18 protein-coding genes are annotated in these 15,727 nt (G+C 65.8%); 9 read left to right on the forward strand and 9 right to left on the reverse strand.

The genetic code is table 11. The features are described from left to right. The first annotated feature begins 262 nt into the window (after nt 1-262). Nucleotides 263-718 (forward strand): GNAT family N-acetyltransferase, encoded by a 456-nt coding sequence (locus BRA471DRAFT_RS31640; protein ID WP_007614770.1) that lies wholly within the window; start codon nt 263-265, stop codon nt 716-718. A 289-nt stretch (nt 719-1,007) separates the two neighbouring features. Beyond that, nucleotides 1,008-1,949 carry an aldo/keto reductase gene (locus tag BRA471DRAFT_RS31645; RefSeq protein ID WP_007614771.1) on the forward strand — a complete coding sequence of 314 codons (942 nt, stop codon included), beginning with the start codon at nt 1,008-1,010 and terminating at the stop codon, nt 1,947-1,949. An 18-nt stretch (nt 1,950-1,967) separates the two neighbouring features. Here BRA471DRAFT_RS31645 and BRA471DRAFT_RS31650 read toward each other — a convergent pair whose 3' ends face one another. The 3 genes from BRA471DRAFT_RS31650 to BRA471DRAFT_RS31660 form a co-directional block, all read right to left on the reverse strand. After that, nucleotides 1,968-2,291, reverse strand: coding sequence for an antibiotic biosynthesis monooxygenase (locus BRA471DRAFT_RS31650; RefSeq protein WP_007614772.1), 324 nt, complete (start codon nt 2,289-2,291; stop codon nt 1,968-1,970). A 79-nt stretch (nt 2,292-2,370) separates the two neighbouring features. After that, nucleotides 2,371-3,588 (reverse strand): DUF1501 domain-containing protein, encoded by a 1,218-nt coding sequence (locus BRA471DRAFT_RS31655; protein WP_007614773.1) that lies wholly within the window; start codon nt 3,586-3,588, stop codon nt 2,371-2,373. 2 nt (nt 3,589-3,590) lie between these two features. Beyond that, nucleotides 3,591-5,153, reverse strand: coding sequence for a DUF1800 family protein (locus BRA471DRAFT_RS31660; RefSeq protein WP_007614775.1), 1,563 nt, complete (start codon nt 5,151-5,153; stop codon nt 3,591-3,593). A gap of 114 nt (nt 5,154-5,267) precedes the next feature. Between BRA471DRAFT_RS31660 and BRA471DRAFT_RS39875 the strand changes: the two genes are divergently transcribed. After that, the gene (locus BRA471DRAFT_RS39875; RefSeq protein ID WP_007614777.1) at nt 5,268-5,480 is read left to right on the forward strand and encodes a cysteine-rich CWC family protein; all 213 of its coding nucleotides are present in this window, start codon (nt 5,268-5,270) and stop codon (nt 5,478-5,480) included. Between the two features lie 159 nt (nt 5,481-5,639). On the opposite strand, the gene BRA471DRAFT_RS31665 is transcribed toward BRA471DRAFT_RS39875, so the two are convergent. Next, nucleotides 5,640-6,338 (reverse strand): glutathione S-transferase family protein, encoded by a 699-nt coding sequence (locus BRA471DRAFT_RS31665; protein WP_007614779.1) that lies wholly within the window; start codon nt 6,336-6,338, stop codon nt 5,640-5,642. Between the two features lie 299 nt (nt 6,339-6,637). Here BRA471DRAFT_RS31665 and BRA471DRAFT_RS31670 point away from each other — a divergent pair, with 299 nt between their 5' ends. Beyond that, entirely contained in the window at nt 6,638-7,753 is a 1,116-nt protein-coding gene (locus BRA471DRAFT_RS31670; protein ID WP_088931230.1) for an MBL fold metallo-hydrolase, read from the forward strand. Next, entirely contained in the window at nt 7,753-8,364 is a 612-nt protein-coding gene (locus BRA471DRAFT_RS31675; protein WP_007614783.1) for an SCO family protein, read from the forward strand. The genes BRA471DRAFT_RS31670 and BRA471DRAFT_RS31675 overlap by 1 nt, the downstream gene beginning before the upstream one ends. Nucleotides 8,365-8,406: 42 nt before the next feature. On the opposite strand, the gene BRA471DRAFT_RS31680 is transcribed toward BRA471DRAFT_RS31675, so the two are convergent. Further along, nucleotides 8,407-8,640 (reverse strand): hypothetical protein, encoded by a 234-nt coding sequence (locus tag BRA471DRAFT_RS31680; RefSeq protein WP_007614791.1) that lies wholly within the window; start codon nt 8,638-8,640, stop codon nt 8,407-8,409. After that, the gene (locus BRA471DRAFT_RS31685) at nt 8,637-9,416 is read right to left on the reverse strand and encodes a TSUP family transporter (protein WP_007614794.1); all 780 of its coding nucleotides are present in this window, start codon (nt 9,414-9,416) and stop codon (nt 8,637-8,639) included. The genes BRA471DRAFT_RS31680 and BRA471DRAFT_RS31685 overlap by 4 nt, the downstream gene beginning before the upstream one ends. A 312-nt stretch (nt 9,417-9,728) precedes the next feature. Between BRA471DRAFT_RS31685 and BRA471DRAFT_RS31690 the strand changes: the two genes are divergently transcribed. From BRA471DRAFT_RS31690 to uvrB, 4 genes are all read left to right on the forward strand, one after another. Continuing rightward, nucleotides 9,729-10,646, forward strand: a complete 918-nt coding sequence (locus BRA471DRAFT_RS31690; RefSeq protein ID WP_035974450.1) for a LysR substrate-binding domain-containing protein — start codon at nt 9,729-9,731, stop codon at nt 10,644-10,646. Nucleotides 10,647-10,770: 124 nt separating this feature from the next. After that, nucleotides 10,771-10,998, forward strand: coding sequence for a hypothetical protein (locus BRA471DRAFT_RS31695; protein WP_007614796.1), 228 nt, complete (start codon nt 10,771-10,773; stop codon nt 10,996-10,998). Nucleotides 10,999-11,056: 58 nt separating this feature from the next. Further along, entirely contained in the window at nt 11,057-11,287 is a 231-nt protein-coding gene (locus tag BRA471DRAFT_RS31700) for a hypothetical protein (RefSeq protein ID WP_007614797.1), read from the forward strand. Nucleotides 11,288-11,395: 108 nt separating this feature from the next. After that, nucleotides 11,396-14,374: an excinuclease ABC subunit UvrB gene (uvrB, locus tag BRA471DRAFT_RS31705; protein ID WP_007614798.1), complete on the forward strand. Its 2,979-nt coding sequence runs from the start codon at nt 11,396-11,398 to the stop codon at nt 14,372-14,374. A 50-nt stretch (nt 14,375-14,424) separates the two neighbouring features. On the opposite strand, the gene BRA471DRAFT_RS31710 is transcribed toward uvrB, so the two are convergent. The 3 genes from BRA471DRAFT_RS31710 to BRA471DRAFT_RS31720 form a co-directional block, all read right to left on the reverse strand. Further along, the gene (locus BRA471DRAFT_RS31710) at nt 14,425-14,790 is read right to left on the reverse strand and encodes a hypothetical protein (RefSeq protein ID WP_007614799.1); all 366 of its coding nucleotides are present in this window, start codon (nt 14,788-14,790) and stop codon (nt 14,425-14,427) included. A 7-nt stretch (nt 14,791-14,797) separates the two neighbouring features. After that, entirely contained in the window at nt 14,798-15,184 is a 387-nt protein-coding gene (locus tag BRA471DRAFT_RS31715) for a hypothetical protein (protein WP_007614801.1), read from the reverse strand. Between the two features lie 118 nt (nt 15,185-15,302). Beyond that, nucleotides 15,303-15,545 carry a hypothetical protein gene (locus BRA471DRAFT_RS31720; protein WP_007614802.1) on the reverse strand — a complete coding sequence of 81 codons (243 nt, stop codon included), beginning with the start codon at nt 15,543-15,545 and terminating at the stop codon, nt 15,303-15,305. Between the last annotated feature and the right edge of the window lie 182 nt (nt 15,546-15,727).

Genomic DNA, 15,727 nt, shown 5'->3' on the forward strand with positions numbered 1-15,727 from the left:
CCCGTAAGAACGGGGCGAGGGAGCGAGAGAACAGTGCGTCCCTCACTTAGGACATCACTGCGAGCTGCGCGTCTCAACCTCTCCCCGCTCTTCTGCGGGGAGAGGTCGGATCGCTTTGGCGCGCAAGTGCGCGCCTGAGCGATCCGGGTGAGGGGCATGGCACACCGTTGCCATGACTGGATATCCATCCGACTCGTAAGACAATTGATCAGGACCTCCCTCATCACGTATGAAGGACGCCTCATCGATCGCGGGAATTCATATGTCGCTCACCATTCGCTCCGTCACCAGGCAGGACTACGAACAATGGCTGCCGTTGTGGGACGGCTACAACGCCTTCTACGGCCGCTCCGGCCCGACCGCGCTCGCGCCCGAAATCACGCGCGTGACGTGGCAGCGTTTTTTCGATGCCTATGAGCCGGTGCACGGATTGGTCGCCGAGAGCGACGGCCGCCTGCTCGGGATGACGAATTATCTGTTTCACCGCAGCACCACCGCGATCGAGCCGTCCTGCTATCTCCAGGACCTGTTCACGACCGAGGCCGCACGCGGCAAGGGCGTCGGCTCGGCGCTGATCCACGGCGTCTACGAGCGCGCGAAGCTCGCAGGCTCGCCGCGCGTCTACTGGCAGACGCATGAGACCAACGTGACGGCGCAGCGCCTGTACGACAGGGTCGCCGAGCGTTCCGGGTTCATCGTCTATCGCAAGATATTCTGATCCTCGCGATCGCGAGGCCTGTGGATAACTCTGCCTGTCACCCCCGCGTAACATAGCGCGACTAGGCTGCAGCTGCGTCTGGTCAGCCCCCGTCACCGATCAAACGCCCCAAAGCGGTCCCCGTCAGTCGCCGCGTCTGACAGGGGCCGCATTTTTTTGTCGGCAGTCCTTGTCGACAGCTCCTTGGTCGGCAGCTCCTTATCGACATGGCAGCAACGCGGCGCGCGGCTTGCTGCGGCGGCGCACCGCAGTCACAATACGCCCCTGCCATCTCCGACAGGGATCTCCCATGGAAATTCGTAATCTCGGCGCCTCCGGCCTGCGCGTGTCTGCGGTCGGCCTCGGCTGCAACAATTTCGGCCAGCGCACGGATTTGGAGACCTCGCGCAAGGTGATCCATCGCGCGCTCGATCTCGGCATCACGCTGTTCGACACCGCCGACATCTATGCCGGCATGGGCGGTTCGGAAACGGTGCTCGGCACCGTGCTCGGCGACCGCCGCAAGGAGATCGTGCTCGCCACCAAATATTCCAAGCCGATGGCGACCGACGGAACCAAGCAGGGCGCTTCGCGCCGCTACATCATGAACGCGGTCGAGGCGAGCCTGACGCGGCTCAAGACCGACTACATCGATCTCTACCAGCAGCACGATTACGACCCGCTGACGCCGATGGAAGAGACGCTGCGCGCGCTCGACGATCTCGTCCGTCAAGGCAAGGTGCGCTACATCGGCAATTCCAATTTTCCGGCCTGGCGCCTGCCGGAAGCCGAGTTCACCGCACGCGCGATGAATGTCAGCCGCTTCGTCTCCTGCCAGGACGAATACAGCCTGCTGGTGCGCGACATCGAAAAGGACCTGCTGCCGGCCGCACAGGAGTACGAGCTCGGCCTCCTGCCGTTCTTCCCGCTCGCAAGCGGGCTCCTCACCGGCAAGTACCAGCGCGGTGCGACCGCCCCGACCGACACGCGCTTCGGCAAGGTACCGGCGTTACGCGACCGTTATGTCACGCCGCGCAACGAGGACATCGTCGAGAGGCTCACGGCCTTCGCGAAAGCGCGCGGGCACAGCATGCTCGAGCTCGCCTTCTCCTGGCTCGCCGCGCGCCCGCAAGTATCGAGCGTGATTGCCGGCGCCACCCGCGTCGCGCAGGTCGAGGAGAACGTGAAGGCGATTGCGTGGAAGCTCGGTGCGGAGGAGATGGCGGAGATCGACAAGATCACGCTGGGCTGACGCCTGAAGCGTGGCGCGCTACTTGGCGCCGCGCCCCACCGTCTGCATCACCTCGAAGCCCTCGAACTGGGGATGGCCGAGATAGGTCGGCTTGGTGTCGCCGGCCCGCGCATGCGCGGCACGAAAAGCATCCGATTTGGTCCAGGCCTCGAACGCCCCATGGTTCGCCCACACCGTGTGCGAGGCGTACAGCGTGTGGTCCTCGAGCTCGGGGCCACGCAGCAGATGAAACTCGACGAAGCCCGGCACCTTGTCCAAATGGGTATCGCGCGAAAGCCAGACCTGCTCGAAAGCGGATTCAGAGCCCTTGGCGACGCGGAAGCGGTTCATGGCGATGTACATGGGGATGATCTCCTGATGTTCGGCCGATCATGTCGTCATTCCGGGACGCGCCGCAAGGCGCGGGCCCTGGAATCGCAGCCTAAGTAACCAGCCCCTTCATCGGACGTGCGCTTGCACTATCCGGGAACACCGTCTCGGCCAGCACGCGATCCGACAGGCCGAACTGTCCCTGCAGCACGCCCTTGATCACGGAGCGCAGATCGGTGGTGGGCTTGAGATCGCGGGCCTCGAAGAGGTTGGCGGGCTTGAGGCCGGGCCAGTCGGCGATGACGCGGCCGCCCTTCACCGCGCCGCCGGCGAGCAGCGCGATCGTTCCCGTGCCGTGATCGGTGCCGTCGGTACCGTTGATGCGCGCGGTGCGGCCAAACTCGGTCGCGACCACCACGGCGGTGTCGCGCCAGCGGTCGCCGAGGCCGCTTTCGATTTCGGCGAGCGCACCGTCGAGCCCGCCGAGCAGGAAGGCGAGGCGACCCACCGGCCCGCCTTCATTGGCGTGCGTGTCCCAGCCATCGAACGCGAGCGCCGCGATGCGCGGGCCGTCGTCGGACGCCATCAGTTTTGCGGCGCCGCGCGCGACCTGGCGCATCTGCGCGACCGCGTTGCCCGGCTTCGGCTTCATGTCGGCGCCGCTCGCGGCCTTTTCCAGCTGAAGACCCTGCGACAGCACGGCCGCCAGCGCGGGATCGCGATGGCGGTAGAGCTCGACCAGGCGCATCGCGGTGTCGTCATCGGCCTGCGGCAGCGCCACCGGCGCCCAGCCGACGGTCGGCGCATTGCCGCGCAGCACCAGCGGCGTGGTCGGGCCGACGGCAAGAGCACTCGACACCCGCTCGCCGCGCGGCAGCGCCTCCAGCGCGCGGTTGAGCCAGCCGGATTGCACGCGACCGGGCCCGGCATAGCCGCTTTCGAGCACGTCCTGGCCGTCGAAATGCGAGCGGTCGCGATAGGGCGTCGCCACCGCGTGGATCACCGCGGCGTGCCTATCGCGATACATGCGTGCGAACTCAGGCATCGCCGGATGCAGCGCAAAGAAAGTATCGAGCATGATCGCGGGATGGGCGCCGTCCGCCGTCAGCGCGATCGCCCCGTGCAGGCCGGCATAATCGGGATCGCCGACCGGCGCGACGGTCGAAAGCCCATCAAGCGCGCCGCGCAGAATCACGACGATCAGCCGGGGATCGCGACCGTCAGCCGCGCGTGCGAATTTCGGCAAATAAGCCCAGGCCGCGAAGGAGGCGCCGCCGAGCAGGAGGCCGCGGCGCGAGGTGAGGAGCCGGTTCTCGACGCAGTCGATCATCATCATCTCCTCTGCATTTCCGGCGACATCAACAGCAGTGCCAGCGCCTGCTGCCGTGACTCGGCGCGCTCGATGGTGCGCCGCGTTTCGATCGAGGTCGCATCTGCGGCGGCAAATTCCAACAAATCGAGCGGGTCGATGTTGGGCCCGAGCCGCGCGCCCATTTGCGCGGCAATATCGAGCCGGAGCTTGATGCCTTCGGGCGCAGCCCAGGCGGCGCTGGTGTCGGGAAAACCATTCGGGCCGGCCGGCGACCACAGCGGCTGGCCCAGCATATTGAGGTTGTTGAGATAGGCGCCGGGATCCTCCGGCACGCGCGCGAGCAGCCGGCCGCTCGCGACCAGGAAATCATAGGGGCTGCGCATCTTGGTCAGCGGCGCCTTCCACGCCTCGTCGGAATCGACCAGTGCCGTTGCAAGCGCCTTGAGATCGCCGTCGGTCTTGATGAACACGTCGCGCAATCGCGCCACCAGCGCCGGCGGCGGATCGTCGGCAACGAAGTGGCGGACGAATTTGGTGGCGATGAAGTTCGCAGTCGAGGGATGGTGCGCGATGTCGGCGAGCGCGGCTTCGCCTTGCGCAAGGCCGGTCGGCTCGTAGCTCTTGCCGAGCAGCATTTGCGGCCCGGGCTGGTGCGCATTGACGTTGAACACGAAAGAACCGGGCGCTCCCAGCTGTCCCTGCCGGCCGGCAAAGGTCCAGCCGGTAATGATGCGCGCGAGCGAGGTGACGTCGTCCTGCGTGTAGCCGCCGCCGACACCGAGCGTATGCAGCTCCATGATCTCGCGCGCGAGATTTTCGTTCAGCCCGCGCTTGCGGTTCTGGCCCGCGCGCGAGTCCGGACCGAGCGATTGCTGGTTGTCGAGGAAGAACAGCATCGCCGGATGCTGCTCCACTGCTTTCAGCATGTCGGCGAAACGCCCGAGCACGTGCGGCCTGATCGCCTCGCGCTCGAAGGCGCCCGCCCATATCCGCGCCAGCTCGCCCTTGCTGGCGGAGATGCAGAAATGGTTGGACCAGAACACGACCAGACGTTCGGTGAAGCCGCACTCGACCAGGGTCGCGCGCTGCAACCGCGCCAACGCCTCGGCGCGAAAGGTCTTTTGAATGACGTTGAGCGGCTGCGGGGCGGGTTTTGCGGCAGCCGGCGCGGCCGCGTTGGGCTGCATGGTGTCCGGCTTGGCCGCGTTGTCCGCCGGCTTGTTGTCAGTAGGTTTGGCCTCGGCCATCTGGCCGGCGATCTCGGTTGCCACGGCGTTCAGCGAGAGATTGCGGCGCGGTCCGGGCTTCTGATCGGCCGGGGCTTCAGTCGGCGCGCCGGCTTTGGCGGCGGCCTCGCGCGCCTGCTTGACCTGATCCTGATAGGCGAACACGGCCTGCCCGAGTTGCGGCGTGGATTGCAGGCCCGGCGCCTCCAGCAACACAGCGTTGGGACGAGCCAGTTCCGCCTTCACAAAACCGCGAGGATCGGAGGCCGCGTTGATGAGATCGCCGGATGCGCCGCCGCGGGCGCCGAAGCCGAAACGGTTGAGCGCGACGAGCGCGGCTTGCGAATCGCGGGCCATCGATATGTCCTCCGCGCGTTGCCAACCGCTTTCCTGATACGTGCGCGAGGCATAATATACCGCAGCGGGAGGTGAACCCGGCATGAAAATGACAGCCCAGCTTTTGCGCAAATCATGACAAATCCGCAAGACATTCCAGTGCAGGAACCGCGCCGCCTCGCCTGTTCCCGCTGCGGCGCTGAGTTCGGCTGCGACCTCTCCGGCACGTGCTGGTGCGCGGAAGAGCCGGCACGGCTGCCGATGCCGGTCAAGGGCGAGGATTGCCTGTGCCGGGTTTGCTTGCGCGAGGCGGCGGCGATGCGTAGCCCGGATGGAGCGCAAGCGTAATCCTCCGCGTCGTCCTGGCGAAAGCCAGGACCCATTACCCCAAGGGGCTGTTTGGCGAATACTCGTCGTTCGGGACGTCTATCGAACGCTATCGATAGAGTCCGCGGTATGGGTCCTGGCTTTCGCCAGGACGACGTTGAGGAGAGACGGCTCGGACAACTACACCGCGTGCCCCGGCGATTTCCGCGCCATTCCGTCGAACGCATTCAGCAGCTTTTCGCGCCAGGCGTAGACCGGGTCGTCCGCTTCCAGCAGCTTGAACGGGCTCGTCACGCGCGCCCACTGAAATCCACCGAACACGATGTAGTCGGTATAGTTCGGTGCGGCGCCGCCGATGAAGGGCTGCTTCTTGAGGGTCTGCCGCATCACCTCGAGCGATTTGCGGAAGGCGACTACGCCGGCATCGCGGCCCGCCATCACCTCTTCCAGGCTCTTGCCGCCGAAACGCGCCTCGCGCGACTGGCGGAAATAGGCAGCGTCGACCTCCGCCAGATTCTTTGGAATGTCGGCGACGATCAGCGGAAAGATGCCGCCGACGATGGCGATGTCGCCCCAGGCGTTGATCATGCGCGCCATGGCGCGGCCGCCCTCGCCGCCGAACAGCGACGGACGGTCCGGAAATGTATCCTCGAGATAGTTGGCAATTGTCCAGGAATCGACCACCGGCTTGTCTTGGTGCAGCAGTACCGGGACCTTCTCCGAACCGTGCGGCGCGATTGCGCTCTTCTCGGTGAAGCGCCAGGGCAGCGATTCCGCCGCCAGCCCCTTGTGCGCCAGCGCCATCCGCGTGCGCCAGCAGAACGGGCTGAACGGTCGCGAGGTGTCGGTGCCGACGAGTTCGAACAGTTTGAGTGACATGGTTGGCGGCCTCCTCATGCTCCGTCATTGCGAGCGCAGCAAAGCAATCCAGACTGCCGCCGCGGCGGCATTTTGGATTGCCTCGCCGGCGCCCGCAACGACGATGTGGAGATAGCTCGACCGCACCACCGACGATGCACTTGCATGAAGTTCACCATCCCGCACGCCTGTCAATCGGACCGGCCTCACGCCGCATGACGTAAAATTCTCCGCAGCACCCCGGCCTCGCACGTTGTGCCTGCCGCATATCGGACCTAAGCTCAGGCCATTTCGAGGATCATGATATTGGCGAGGGGTTTCTGATGAGCAGTATTGCACGACGTGACTTCCTTCTGAGCGCGGCGGCACTGGCCGGCGCGGCCGCAACAAACACTTTCACTTGTGTCGAGATCGCGAGCGCGGCGCCGATCGAGGTGCCGACGGTCGACAAGCTGTCGATCCAGGTGCTGGTCGATTCCAGCTACGACCTGTTCTTCCGTCCCAAGAAGATCAACGGCGTCGCCGTTGCGCCCGCGGCGCGATCGGCCGACTTCCGCAAATCGCTGCATAATGAATGGGGCCTGTCGCTGTGGCTGGAGTCGCAGGGCGGCGGCAACCAGCGCACGCTGATGCTGGATTACGGCTATACGCCGGAAGTGCTGCTCAACAACATGGCACTGATCGGTGTCGACCCCAGCAAGCTCGACGCGCTGATCGTCAGCCACGGCCATTACGATCATTTCGGTGGCCTCAACGGCTTCCTCGACAAATTCCGTGACAAGCTTCCCGCCGAGGTGAGGCTCTATGCCGGCGGCGAGGACAATTTCTGCCACCGCGTCAACCCGACCCCCGCACAGGGCCAGTTTTCTGATTTCGGAACGCTGGACCGCCGCCAGCTCGCGGCGCAGAAGGTGACGACCGTACTGTGCGCGACGCCGACGGTGATCGCCGGCCACGCTTTCACGACGGGCAAGATCACCCGCCGCAGTTCGGAGCGCGTGCTGCCGAACACGCTGGTCGAATTCGGCATCAAGGACGGTCTTGGCTGCAGCGTAGGGCACTACCTGCCGGCCGAGATGGACGGCAAGATCGTCGCAGACGAACACATCCACGAGCACGCGACCTGCTTCAACGTCAAGGATTTGGGCCTCGTCGTCATCTCGTCCTGCGGCCATGTCGGCATCGTCAATTCGGTGAAGCAGGCGCAGGAGGTCTCCGGCATCCAGAAGGTGCACGCCATCGTCGGCGGCTTCCATCTCGGGCCGGCGCCGAAGGACTATCTCACGCAGGTCGTCGGCGAGATCAAGGCGCTCAACCCCGATGTCGTCGTGCCCATGCATTGCAGCGGGCTCAACTTCGTGCAGGAGGCGAGCGCCCAGATGTCCGACAGGGTGGTGGTGACGACGACCGGCAGCCGCCTCACCTTCGGGCTGTGATGCTGCGCTTTGCCTGCTGGCTCGGCCTGGGGCTGGCGCTCGCGCCAGCCTGCGCGGGTGCTGCGGCGGCACGCTCGGCCGCGGAGACGATGGACATCCTGATGTGGAACAGGGAGCCGGTCGGCGGGCCGTTCGCGCTCACCGATCATGCCGGAAAGCCACGCACCGACCGCGATTTCCGAGGGATGCTGATGCTGGTCTATTTCGGCTTCACCTACTGCCCTGATGTGTGTCCGACCGACCTGATGGCGATCGGACAGGCGCTCGAGCGGCTCGGTCCGGATGCCGACGCCGTGCAGCCGGTCTTCATCACACTCGACCCCGAACGCGACACAGCCGAGCATCTTGCCGAATACGTGCCGCTGTTTCACCCGCGGCTGCTCGGGCTGACCGGCAGCCTTGACGCAATCGGGACAGCGGCGGATGCTTACAAGGTCTATTTTGCCAAGGTGGCGAACGGCAAGAATGCCGACGACTACACCGTCGACCACACCGCCTATATCTACCTGATGGATCGCGACGGAAAGTATCTCGGATTTTTTCCGCCGGGCACATCGGCCGAACGCATGGTCGAAATCATCCGGCCGCGGCTCGCGATGCCGCAGCGTTAGGCCCTCACGGTTCAGCCCTCACCGCGGATCTCCGGCGTCCGCCTATTGGCGCCCGTGCGCGCGCAATAACTTCTCGCCGTCCTCCGTCACCGCGATGACCAGCCCGAGGCCGGCAATCGTCTCGCGCGCGACGTAGCCGCGGTCGGCGGCGTCTTCCCAGATGGTGAGGCGAGGGCACGAGGTTTTCCAGGTCGCGATCACCTCGGCATAGGCGCGCGGCTCGCGCGCAACCCATTCGACGAAGTCCAGCACCAGCGGGTCGGCAGTCTCGCTCATTGCAAACCTCCCTTGTCGAAGGCTGCCAGCACGGGCGTGCGGACCAGCAGCCAGCTGCCATAGGCGATATAGTAGCAGGCGATGGTGGTGATCAGCTTCATCGACCAGGCCACGAATTGCTGGTCGGTCATGGCTTCGAGGATGCGCCGCGCCAGCGTGGTGCCGAGCATGGATGCTGCGATCGCGACGGCCGCGATCACGGGATCGAGCGTCGCGGCCTGGTCGATCACGCCGCCGAAATAGATCAGTTTGATGAAATGGCTGACGAGCTGGCACATCGCCTTGGTCGCTACCTTCTCGCGCCGGCCGAAATCGCCACCGAGGAAGAAGGTGTCGAGCAGCGGTCCCGACACGCCGGTCATCAGCATGAGGCCCATGCAGATCGTGCCGTAGACGGTGCCCTGCCAGAGTCGATCGGGATCCGGCTTGATGTTGGCGGGGAGCAACCGCGCCATGAACGGCGTGATGCCGAGCAGCAGCAGCGCGACCGGCTTGTCCGGCACGTAGCGGGTGAGCGACCACGCCGCGAGCGCGACGGCCGCGCCGGCCATATAGTTCGCGACCGGCCGCCAGCGGATATGCGCGCGCCAGAGGAACGCCCGCCAGCCGTTGGAGGCCATCTGCGTGATCGCATGCAACACCATCGCGGTCGGCAGCGGCATCAAGGCCAGCAACACGCCGATCAGGATCAGCCCGCCCGCCATGCCGAACAGCCCCGACAGGAACGCGGTGCCGACCATCAGCAATCCAAGGGCAGCGATCATGATGGGCGTCACGCGATGTCTCCGGTGGTGGCATGTAACGGACGCAAAGGTGCTTCACTCCCTCTCCCCGCACGCGGGGAGAGGGTGGGGTGAGGGGGAGTCTCCGCAAGGGAGCCAGCAGTGGGACTCGCGGAGAGTCCCCCTCACCCGGAATCCAAGCTGCGCTTGGATTCCGACCTCTCCCCGCACGCGGGGAGAGGCGAAGGGCACCGCCTCCGCTTCAGCAAATCAGCCTGGATTACGCCGATATTTCTGCCCCGCTTGCCCCGTCTACGCAAACTGAGTTATCTTGGCCTGGCATCAGCTTTCCTGAGGGTCGGTCATTTGCGGCGCTTGCTGTTTCTCAACGGCATCAAGGCATTCGAAGCCGCCGCGCGGGCCGGGAGCTTTGCCGCGGCCGGCCTCGAGCTGAGCGTATCGGCAGCCGCCGTCAGCCGCATGGTGCACATCCTGGAAGAACGGCTCGGCGTCGCGCTGTTCGAGCGCAAGGCCAACAGGCTGCTGCTCACGCAGGCGGGCCGCGCCTATCAGAGCGGGCTGACGCCGATTTTCGACGCGCTCGCGAGCCTCACGGCCCAGGTGACGGCGCCCTCGAGCGTCCGCGTGCTCACCATCGGCATCGGCCACACCTTCGCGATGCGCTGGCTGATCCCGCGCCTGTCGGAGTTTCGCAACGAGGAGCCCGACATCGAGGTACGCTTCACCACCGGCGGTGCGTCGGTGCCGTTCGGCGAGGACTGGAGCTGCGGCATCCAGCTCGGCACCGGCGACTGGCCGGGGCTGGTGGCCGAGCCGCTGTTCGCCGGCGACCTTACGCCGGTCTGCGTGCCCCGCCTCGCCTCCTCGCTGAAGCGCCCGGCCGATCTTAGGGGACCGAGCCTGATCCGGGTTGCGCATTCGCCCGAGGACTGGCCGATCTGGCTCAGGGCCGCGAACCTCGCGCGCATCAACGCGCGGGGGCCGGAGTTCCAGTTCTACGGCCAGGCGCTTCAGGCCGCCGCCGACGGGCTCGGCATCGCCATGGGCATCCGGCCCTATATCGACGACGATCTCGCCGCCGGCCGGCTGGTGGCGCCATTCGAGCTCTCGGTGCCCAAGGGCATGCGCTGGTACCTGCTCTATCGCAGCTTCCAGACCGAGCAACGCGACTTTGCCGCGTTCCGCCGCTGGATCATGCGCGCGGCGTCGGAACCCGCCGCCCGTCCCGTCCGGCGGACCGGCCGCACCGGCGCGCGGAACTGACGCTGCGACCGGACCTTGGGCAAAAAAGCCGGCCGCTTGTGAACGGCTTCACATCCCAGAATCCGCAAACGTGGTCCCCTGACCCTCCAACAAGGCGCTCGAACAAAACATTTTGGGGACTGCAATGACGACCCTCTACGACGGCTTTGACATCGAATCCTTCGAAGCTGGCAAGGGGCTGTGGCACGCCCGTATCCGGCGTGCCGATTTCAGCCCGGTTGCCATCGACGGCGTGCTGTTTCCGGCCATGGAAGTCGGCTTCGCCTGGCCCGATCCCGATGCCGCGATTGCCCATGCCAAGCATCACATCGATCGCTTCCGCCGGCGGGCCGACGACAGCGACGACGAATAAGCGAGCGGGACTGCAGGCGAACCAAGGAACGGCGCAGGGTCAAAGGGGGAGACCGGTCATGTCAGTCATCGAATTCGAAGACACGTCGCGGCCGAGGATTTACACCCGCAATGTGTTGTCCAGCTGCCCGGAATGCGACGGCGATCTCACGGTGCTCCGCGTGATCGGCGGCCGTGCCGGATGCGAGTATTGGGCCATGCGCTGCACCGATTGCGGCGGCATCCATCTCGACATCCTCGAGCCGCATCAGGCAGCCGGGGACAATGAGGGACCGTCGCCGGCGGCGTGAACCGCAATATCCGTGATCCCAAGGCTGCTGCCAACCTGCTGTCAGCAGTCTGATCCGGGAAGGGCTTTCGCCCTTTCCTGAGAGGCGGACTCGCCCCATATTCGGGGCATGGCGAAGAAACCTGCATCCTATGAAAAATCCGGCAAATCCCCCAAGACCAAGGCTCCGAAAGCGAAGGCGCCAAATTCCAAGGCGTCTCGCCCCGACGTGCAGCCGATCGGGCCGGCGCTGGCCGAGTTGCTCAATCCCGCGATCAATCGCGGCGATGCCGGGCTCGGATCGGGCACCGGCCTGCAGCCGCCGCCGGACAATTCGCGCGACCGCCGCTCCGGGGGCGAGGCCGCCGCGCATCGCGCGCGCGCTTCGACGCCGAAGGAGTTTCCGCAGGACAATACGAGGCCGATGCCGCTGCGGCCCAATCCGCAGCCGCCCGGCGCCCGCGACGCGGGCTTTGGCGAGGCGCCGCAGGCCAATTACGGAACCGCGGCCACGATCCCGACGCTCGATCCCGAACTGGCCCGTCAGCTCGGCCTTCCCACCGAAGAGGACGATGCCGAAGCCCTGGCGCGCCCGCCGCGCAGCAAGATGGAGGCGCTCGGCGTCAAGGCGACGGCCGACGCGCTGGAATCGCTGATCCGCGAGGGCCGGCCGGAGTTCCGCAAGGACGACGGCTCCACGAGGGTGTGGACCCCGCATCGGCCGCCGCGCCCGGAGAAGTCCGAAGGCGGCGTGCGCTTCGAGATCAAGTCGCATTACGAGCCGCGCGGCGACCAGCCGACCGCGATCGCCGAGCTGGTCGAGGGCATCAATCGCAACGACCGCTCGCAGGTGCTGCTCGGCGTCACCGGCTCCGGCAAGACCTACACCATGGCCAAGGTGATCGAGGCGACGCAGCGCCCCGCCATCATCCTGGCGCCGAACAAGACGCTCGCCGCCCAGCTCTATGGCGAGTTCAAGAGCTTCTTCCCCGACAACGCGGTCGAATATTTCGTCAGCTATTACGACTATTACCAGCCGGAAGCGTATGTCCCTCGCACCGACACCTACATAGAAAAGGACTCCTCGATCAACGAGCAGATCGACCGCATGCGCCATTCGGCGACGCGCGCGCTGCTCGAACGCGACGACGTCATCATCGTCGCGTCGGTGTCCTGCATCTACGGTATCGGCTCGGTCGAAACCTACACCGCGATGACCTTTGCCCTGAAGAAGGGCGAGCGCATCGACCAGCGCCAGCTGATCGCCGACCTCGTCGCCCTGCAGTACAAGCGCACCCAGGCCGATTTTACCCGCGGCACATTTCGCGTGCGCGGCGACGTCATCGACATCTTCCCGGCGCACTATGAGGACCGCGCCTGGCGCGTGAACCTGTTCGGCGACACCGTCGAGACCATCGAGGAGTTCGACCCGCTCACCGGCCACAAGCAGGACGAGCTCGAATTCATCAAGATCTATGCCAACTCGCACTATGTGACGCCACGCCCGACGCTGGTGCAGGCGATCAAGTCGATCAAGTCCGAATTGAAGATGCGGCTGGACCAGCTCCACGACCAGGGCCGCCTGCTGGAAGCGCAGCGGCTGGAGCAACGCACCACCTTCGATCTCGAGATGATGGAGGCGACCGGAAGCTGCGCCGGCATCGAGAACTATTCGCGCTATCTCACCGGGCGCCTGCCCGGCGAGCCGCCGCCGACGCTGTTCGAATACGTGCCCGACAACGCGCTGGTGTTCGCCGACGAGAGCCACGTCACGGTGCCCCAGATCGGCGGCATGTTCCGCGGCGACTTCCGCCGCAAGGCGACCCTCGCCGAATATGGCTTCCGGCTGCCCTCCTGCATGGACAACCGCCCGCTGCGCTTCGAGGAATGGGACATGATGCGGCCGCAGACGATCGCGGTCTCGGCCACGCCCAGCGCCTGGGAGATCAACGAGAGCGGCGGCGTGTTCGTCGAGCAGGTGATCCGGCCGACCGGCCTGATTGATCCGCCCGTGAACATCCGCCCGGCCCGCACCCAGGTCGACGATCTCGTCGGCGAGGTCCGCGCCACAGCCCAGGCCGGCTATCGCTCGCTGATCACGGTGCTGACCAAGCGCATGGCGGAGGACCTCACCGAATATCTGCATGAGCAGGGCATTCGCGTCCGCTACATGCACAGCGATATCGACACCATCGAACGCATCGAGATCATCCGCGATCTGCGCCTCGGCGCGTTCGACGCCCTGGTCGGCATCAATTTGCTGCGCGAAGGCCTCGACATTCCCGAATGCGCGCTGGTCGCGATCCTCGACGCCGACAAGGAAGGCTTCTTGCGCAGCGAGACCTCGCTGATCCAGACCATCGGCCGCGCCGCGCGCAACGTCGACGGCAAGGTGATCCTCTATGCCGACCAGATGACCGGCTCGATGGAGCGCGCCATCGCCGAAACCGACCGCCGCCGCGAGAAGCAGGTCGAGTACAACACGGCGCACGGCATCACGCCGGAGAGCATCAAGAAGTCGATCGGCGACATCATGAACAGCGTCTACGAACGCGATCATGTGCTGGTCGAGATCGGCGGCCACGACATGACCGACGACGTCATCTCGATCGGCCACAATTTCGAGGCCGTGCTCGGCGATCTCGAGACGAGAATGCGCGAGGCCGCCGCCGATTTGAACTTCGAGGAAGCCGCGCGGCTGCGCGACGAGGTCAAGCGCCTGCGCGCCACCGAGCTCGCGGTGGTCGACGATCCCACGGTCAAGCAGCGAACGGTGCAGGGCAAGGCCGGCGCGTATGCGGGCGCGAAGAAATACGGCGACGCGGCCAATTTGCCGGTCAGCGCCATGAAGAAGAAAACCGTGAGCTCCGCGCTGAAGGCGAGCGGCGGCGGCAGCGGCTCGAAGGTGCACAAGCCCCATCTCGACGAGATGCACGGCCCGGAATCCCTGCCCTATCGCGGCGACCGCGCGCTGCCCTCAAAGCCGTTCGGCGGCGAGAGCCGGATCATCCAGCCGACGGACTCGCGGCAGTCGGGCCCGGAGTTCGGGCCATCGCCGCGGTCGAGCGGAGGGGCGCCGGGGCATAGAGGTGGGTGGAAGAAGAGGTAGGGGCGCGGAGCGCCGGCGCCGCCCATGGTTATTGATGGCGGCGTCCGAACTCACCCCACGCTTGCCGCCAGCAGCGACAGCAGCAGCACTGAGGCCACCAGTTGCATCGACGTCGCCGGCTTGGCGCGCCAGCGGGCGATCTTGTCGGAGAAGGACATGCTGGCGTCGAAGAACAGCGGTTCGTAGGCGTTCTTTGCAAAGCTCGGGAATGTCGATCCCGCCCAGGTGGCGAGACAGCTGTAGAAAATCGACGCCATCGCGATGGTGAGGACATGATTGCCACCGCGGTCATGTCCCAGCAGCTTCACCATCAGCGACGCCGCGGCGAAGATCGGGAAGCCCTGCAGGATCGCGGTGAGCGCAAAGCCTTCGAGCCAGTTGAGCGGGCCAGATTTCGACGCGGTGATGAAGGGCATGATGCGATCACCCCACGCTCGCCGTCACCACGGCCATCACCGACAGCAGCAGCACGATGGTCATCAGTTGCAGCGACGCGACCGGCTGGGTGCGCCATGCGGTGATCTTGTCGGCGAGCGACAGATGGGCCTCGAAGAACTTCGGTTCGTAGATGGTCTTGAAGAGGTGCGGGAAGCTCGGCCCGAACGTCACCGCAAGCAGCGCATGGGCGAGCGAGGCGATGGCGACGAAGATGGCGACGCCGGGATCGCCGACCAGGTCGTGATTGCCGACCAGCTTGAGCAGGAAGGCGGCGGCGGCGAAGGTCGGGAAGCTCTGCAGCGTCGCGGTCAGCGCGAGGCCTTCGAGCGCGTTGTGCAGGTTGGACTTTCTGACTCTGGCGATGGCGGCCATGGCACGTCTCCCTGATGACATGCGGATGAATCTAGCCGCCATCAGGGAGGCCTGATGTGAGATGCGTCACGCCCATTTCCTCTGCGGGAACAAGGGGCGCGCCCGGAATGACGAAGGATTACAGCTTGCCCTGCCCGTTCACCCGGCTCTGCTGTTGCCGCTGCCTCTCCTGCTCTTGCTGCTCCTTGGCATGATGGCGGCCGTAGAGGCAGCCGGCGGCTGCGCCGAGGACGCCGTGATGGCCGGCATAGTGGCCGGCGACGCCGCCGACGACGGCGCCCTTGATGCAGCCCTTGGCGTTGGCGGCGGAGGTCGCGCCACAGATGAGAAGTGCGGCGGCGATGGCGGCGAGGGATTTCATGGATCGATGTCTCCGAAGGCGGTGTCGCGCTCTCAACGGGCGCGGGCCTGTCAGGGTTCCCCGCCTTCGCTGCCGCGCGCGGCCGCACCCAGTGCTTCCCACGCGCCCCTTTGCTTCGCGCGCCCATGCAGCCGAACGCCACGCGAATTCGTGCAGGGACGCGTTCGCTCAACCTTTAATTG

The organism is Bradyrhizobium sp. WSM471 (assembly GCF_000244915.1).
In the GTDB taxonomy this organism is placed as follows: Bacteria; Pseudomonadota; Alphaproteobacteria; order Rhizobiales; family Xanthobacteraceae; genus Bradyrhizobium.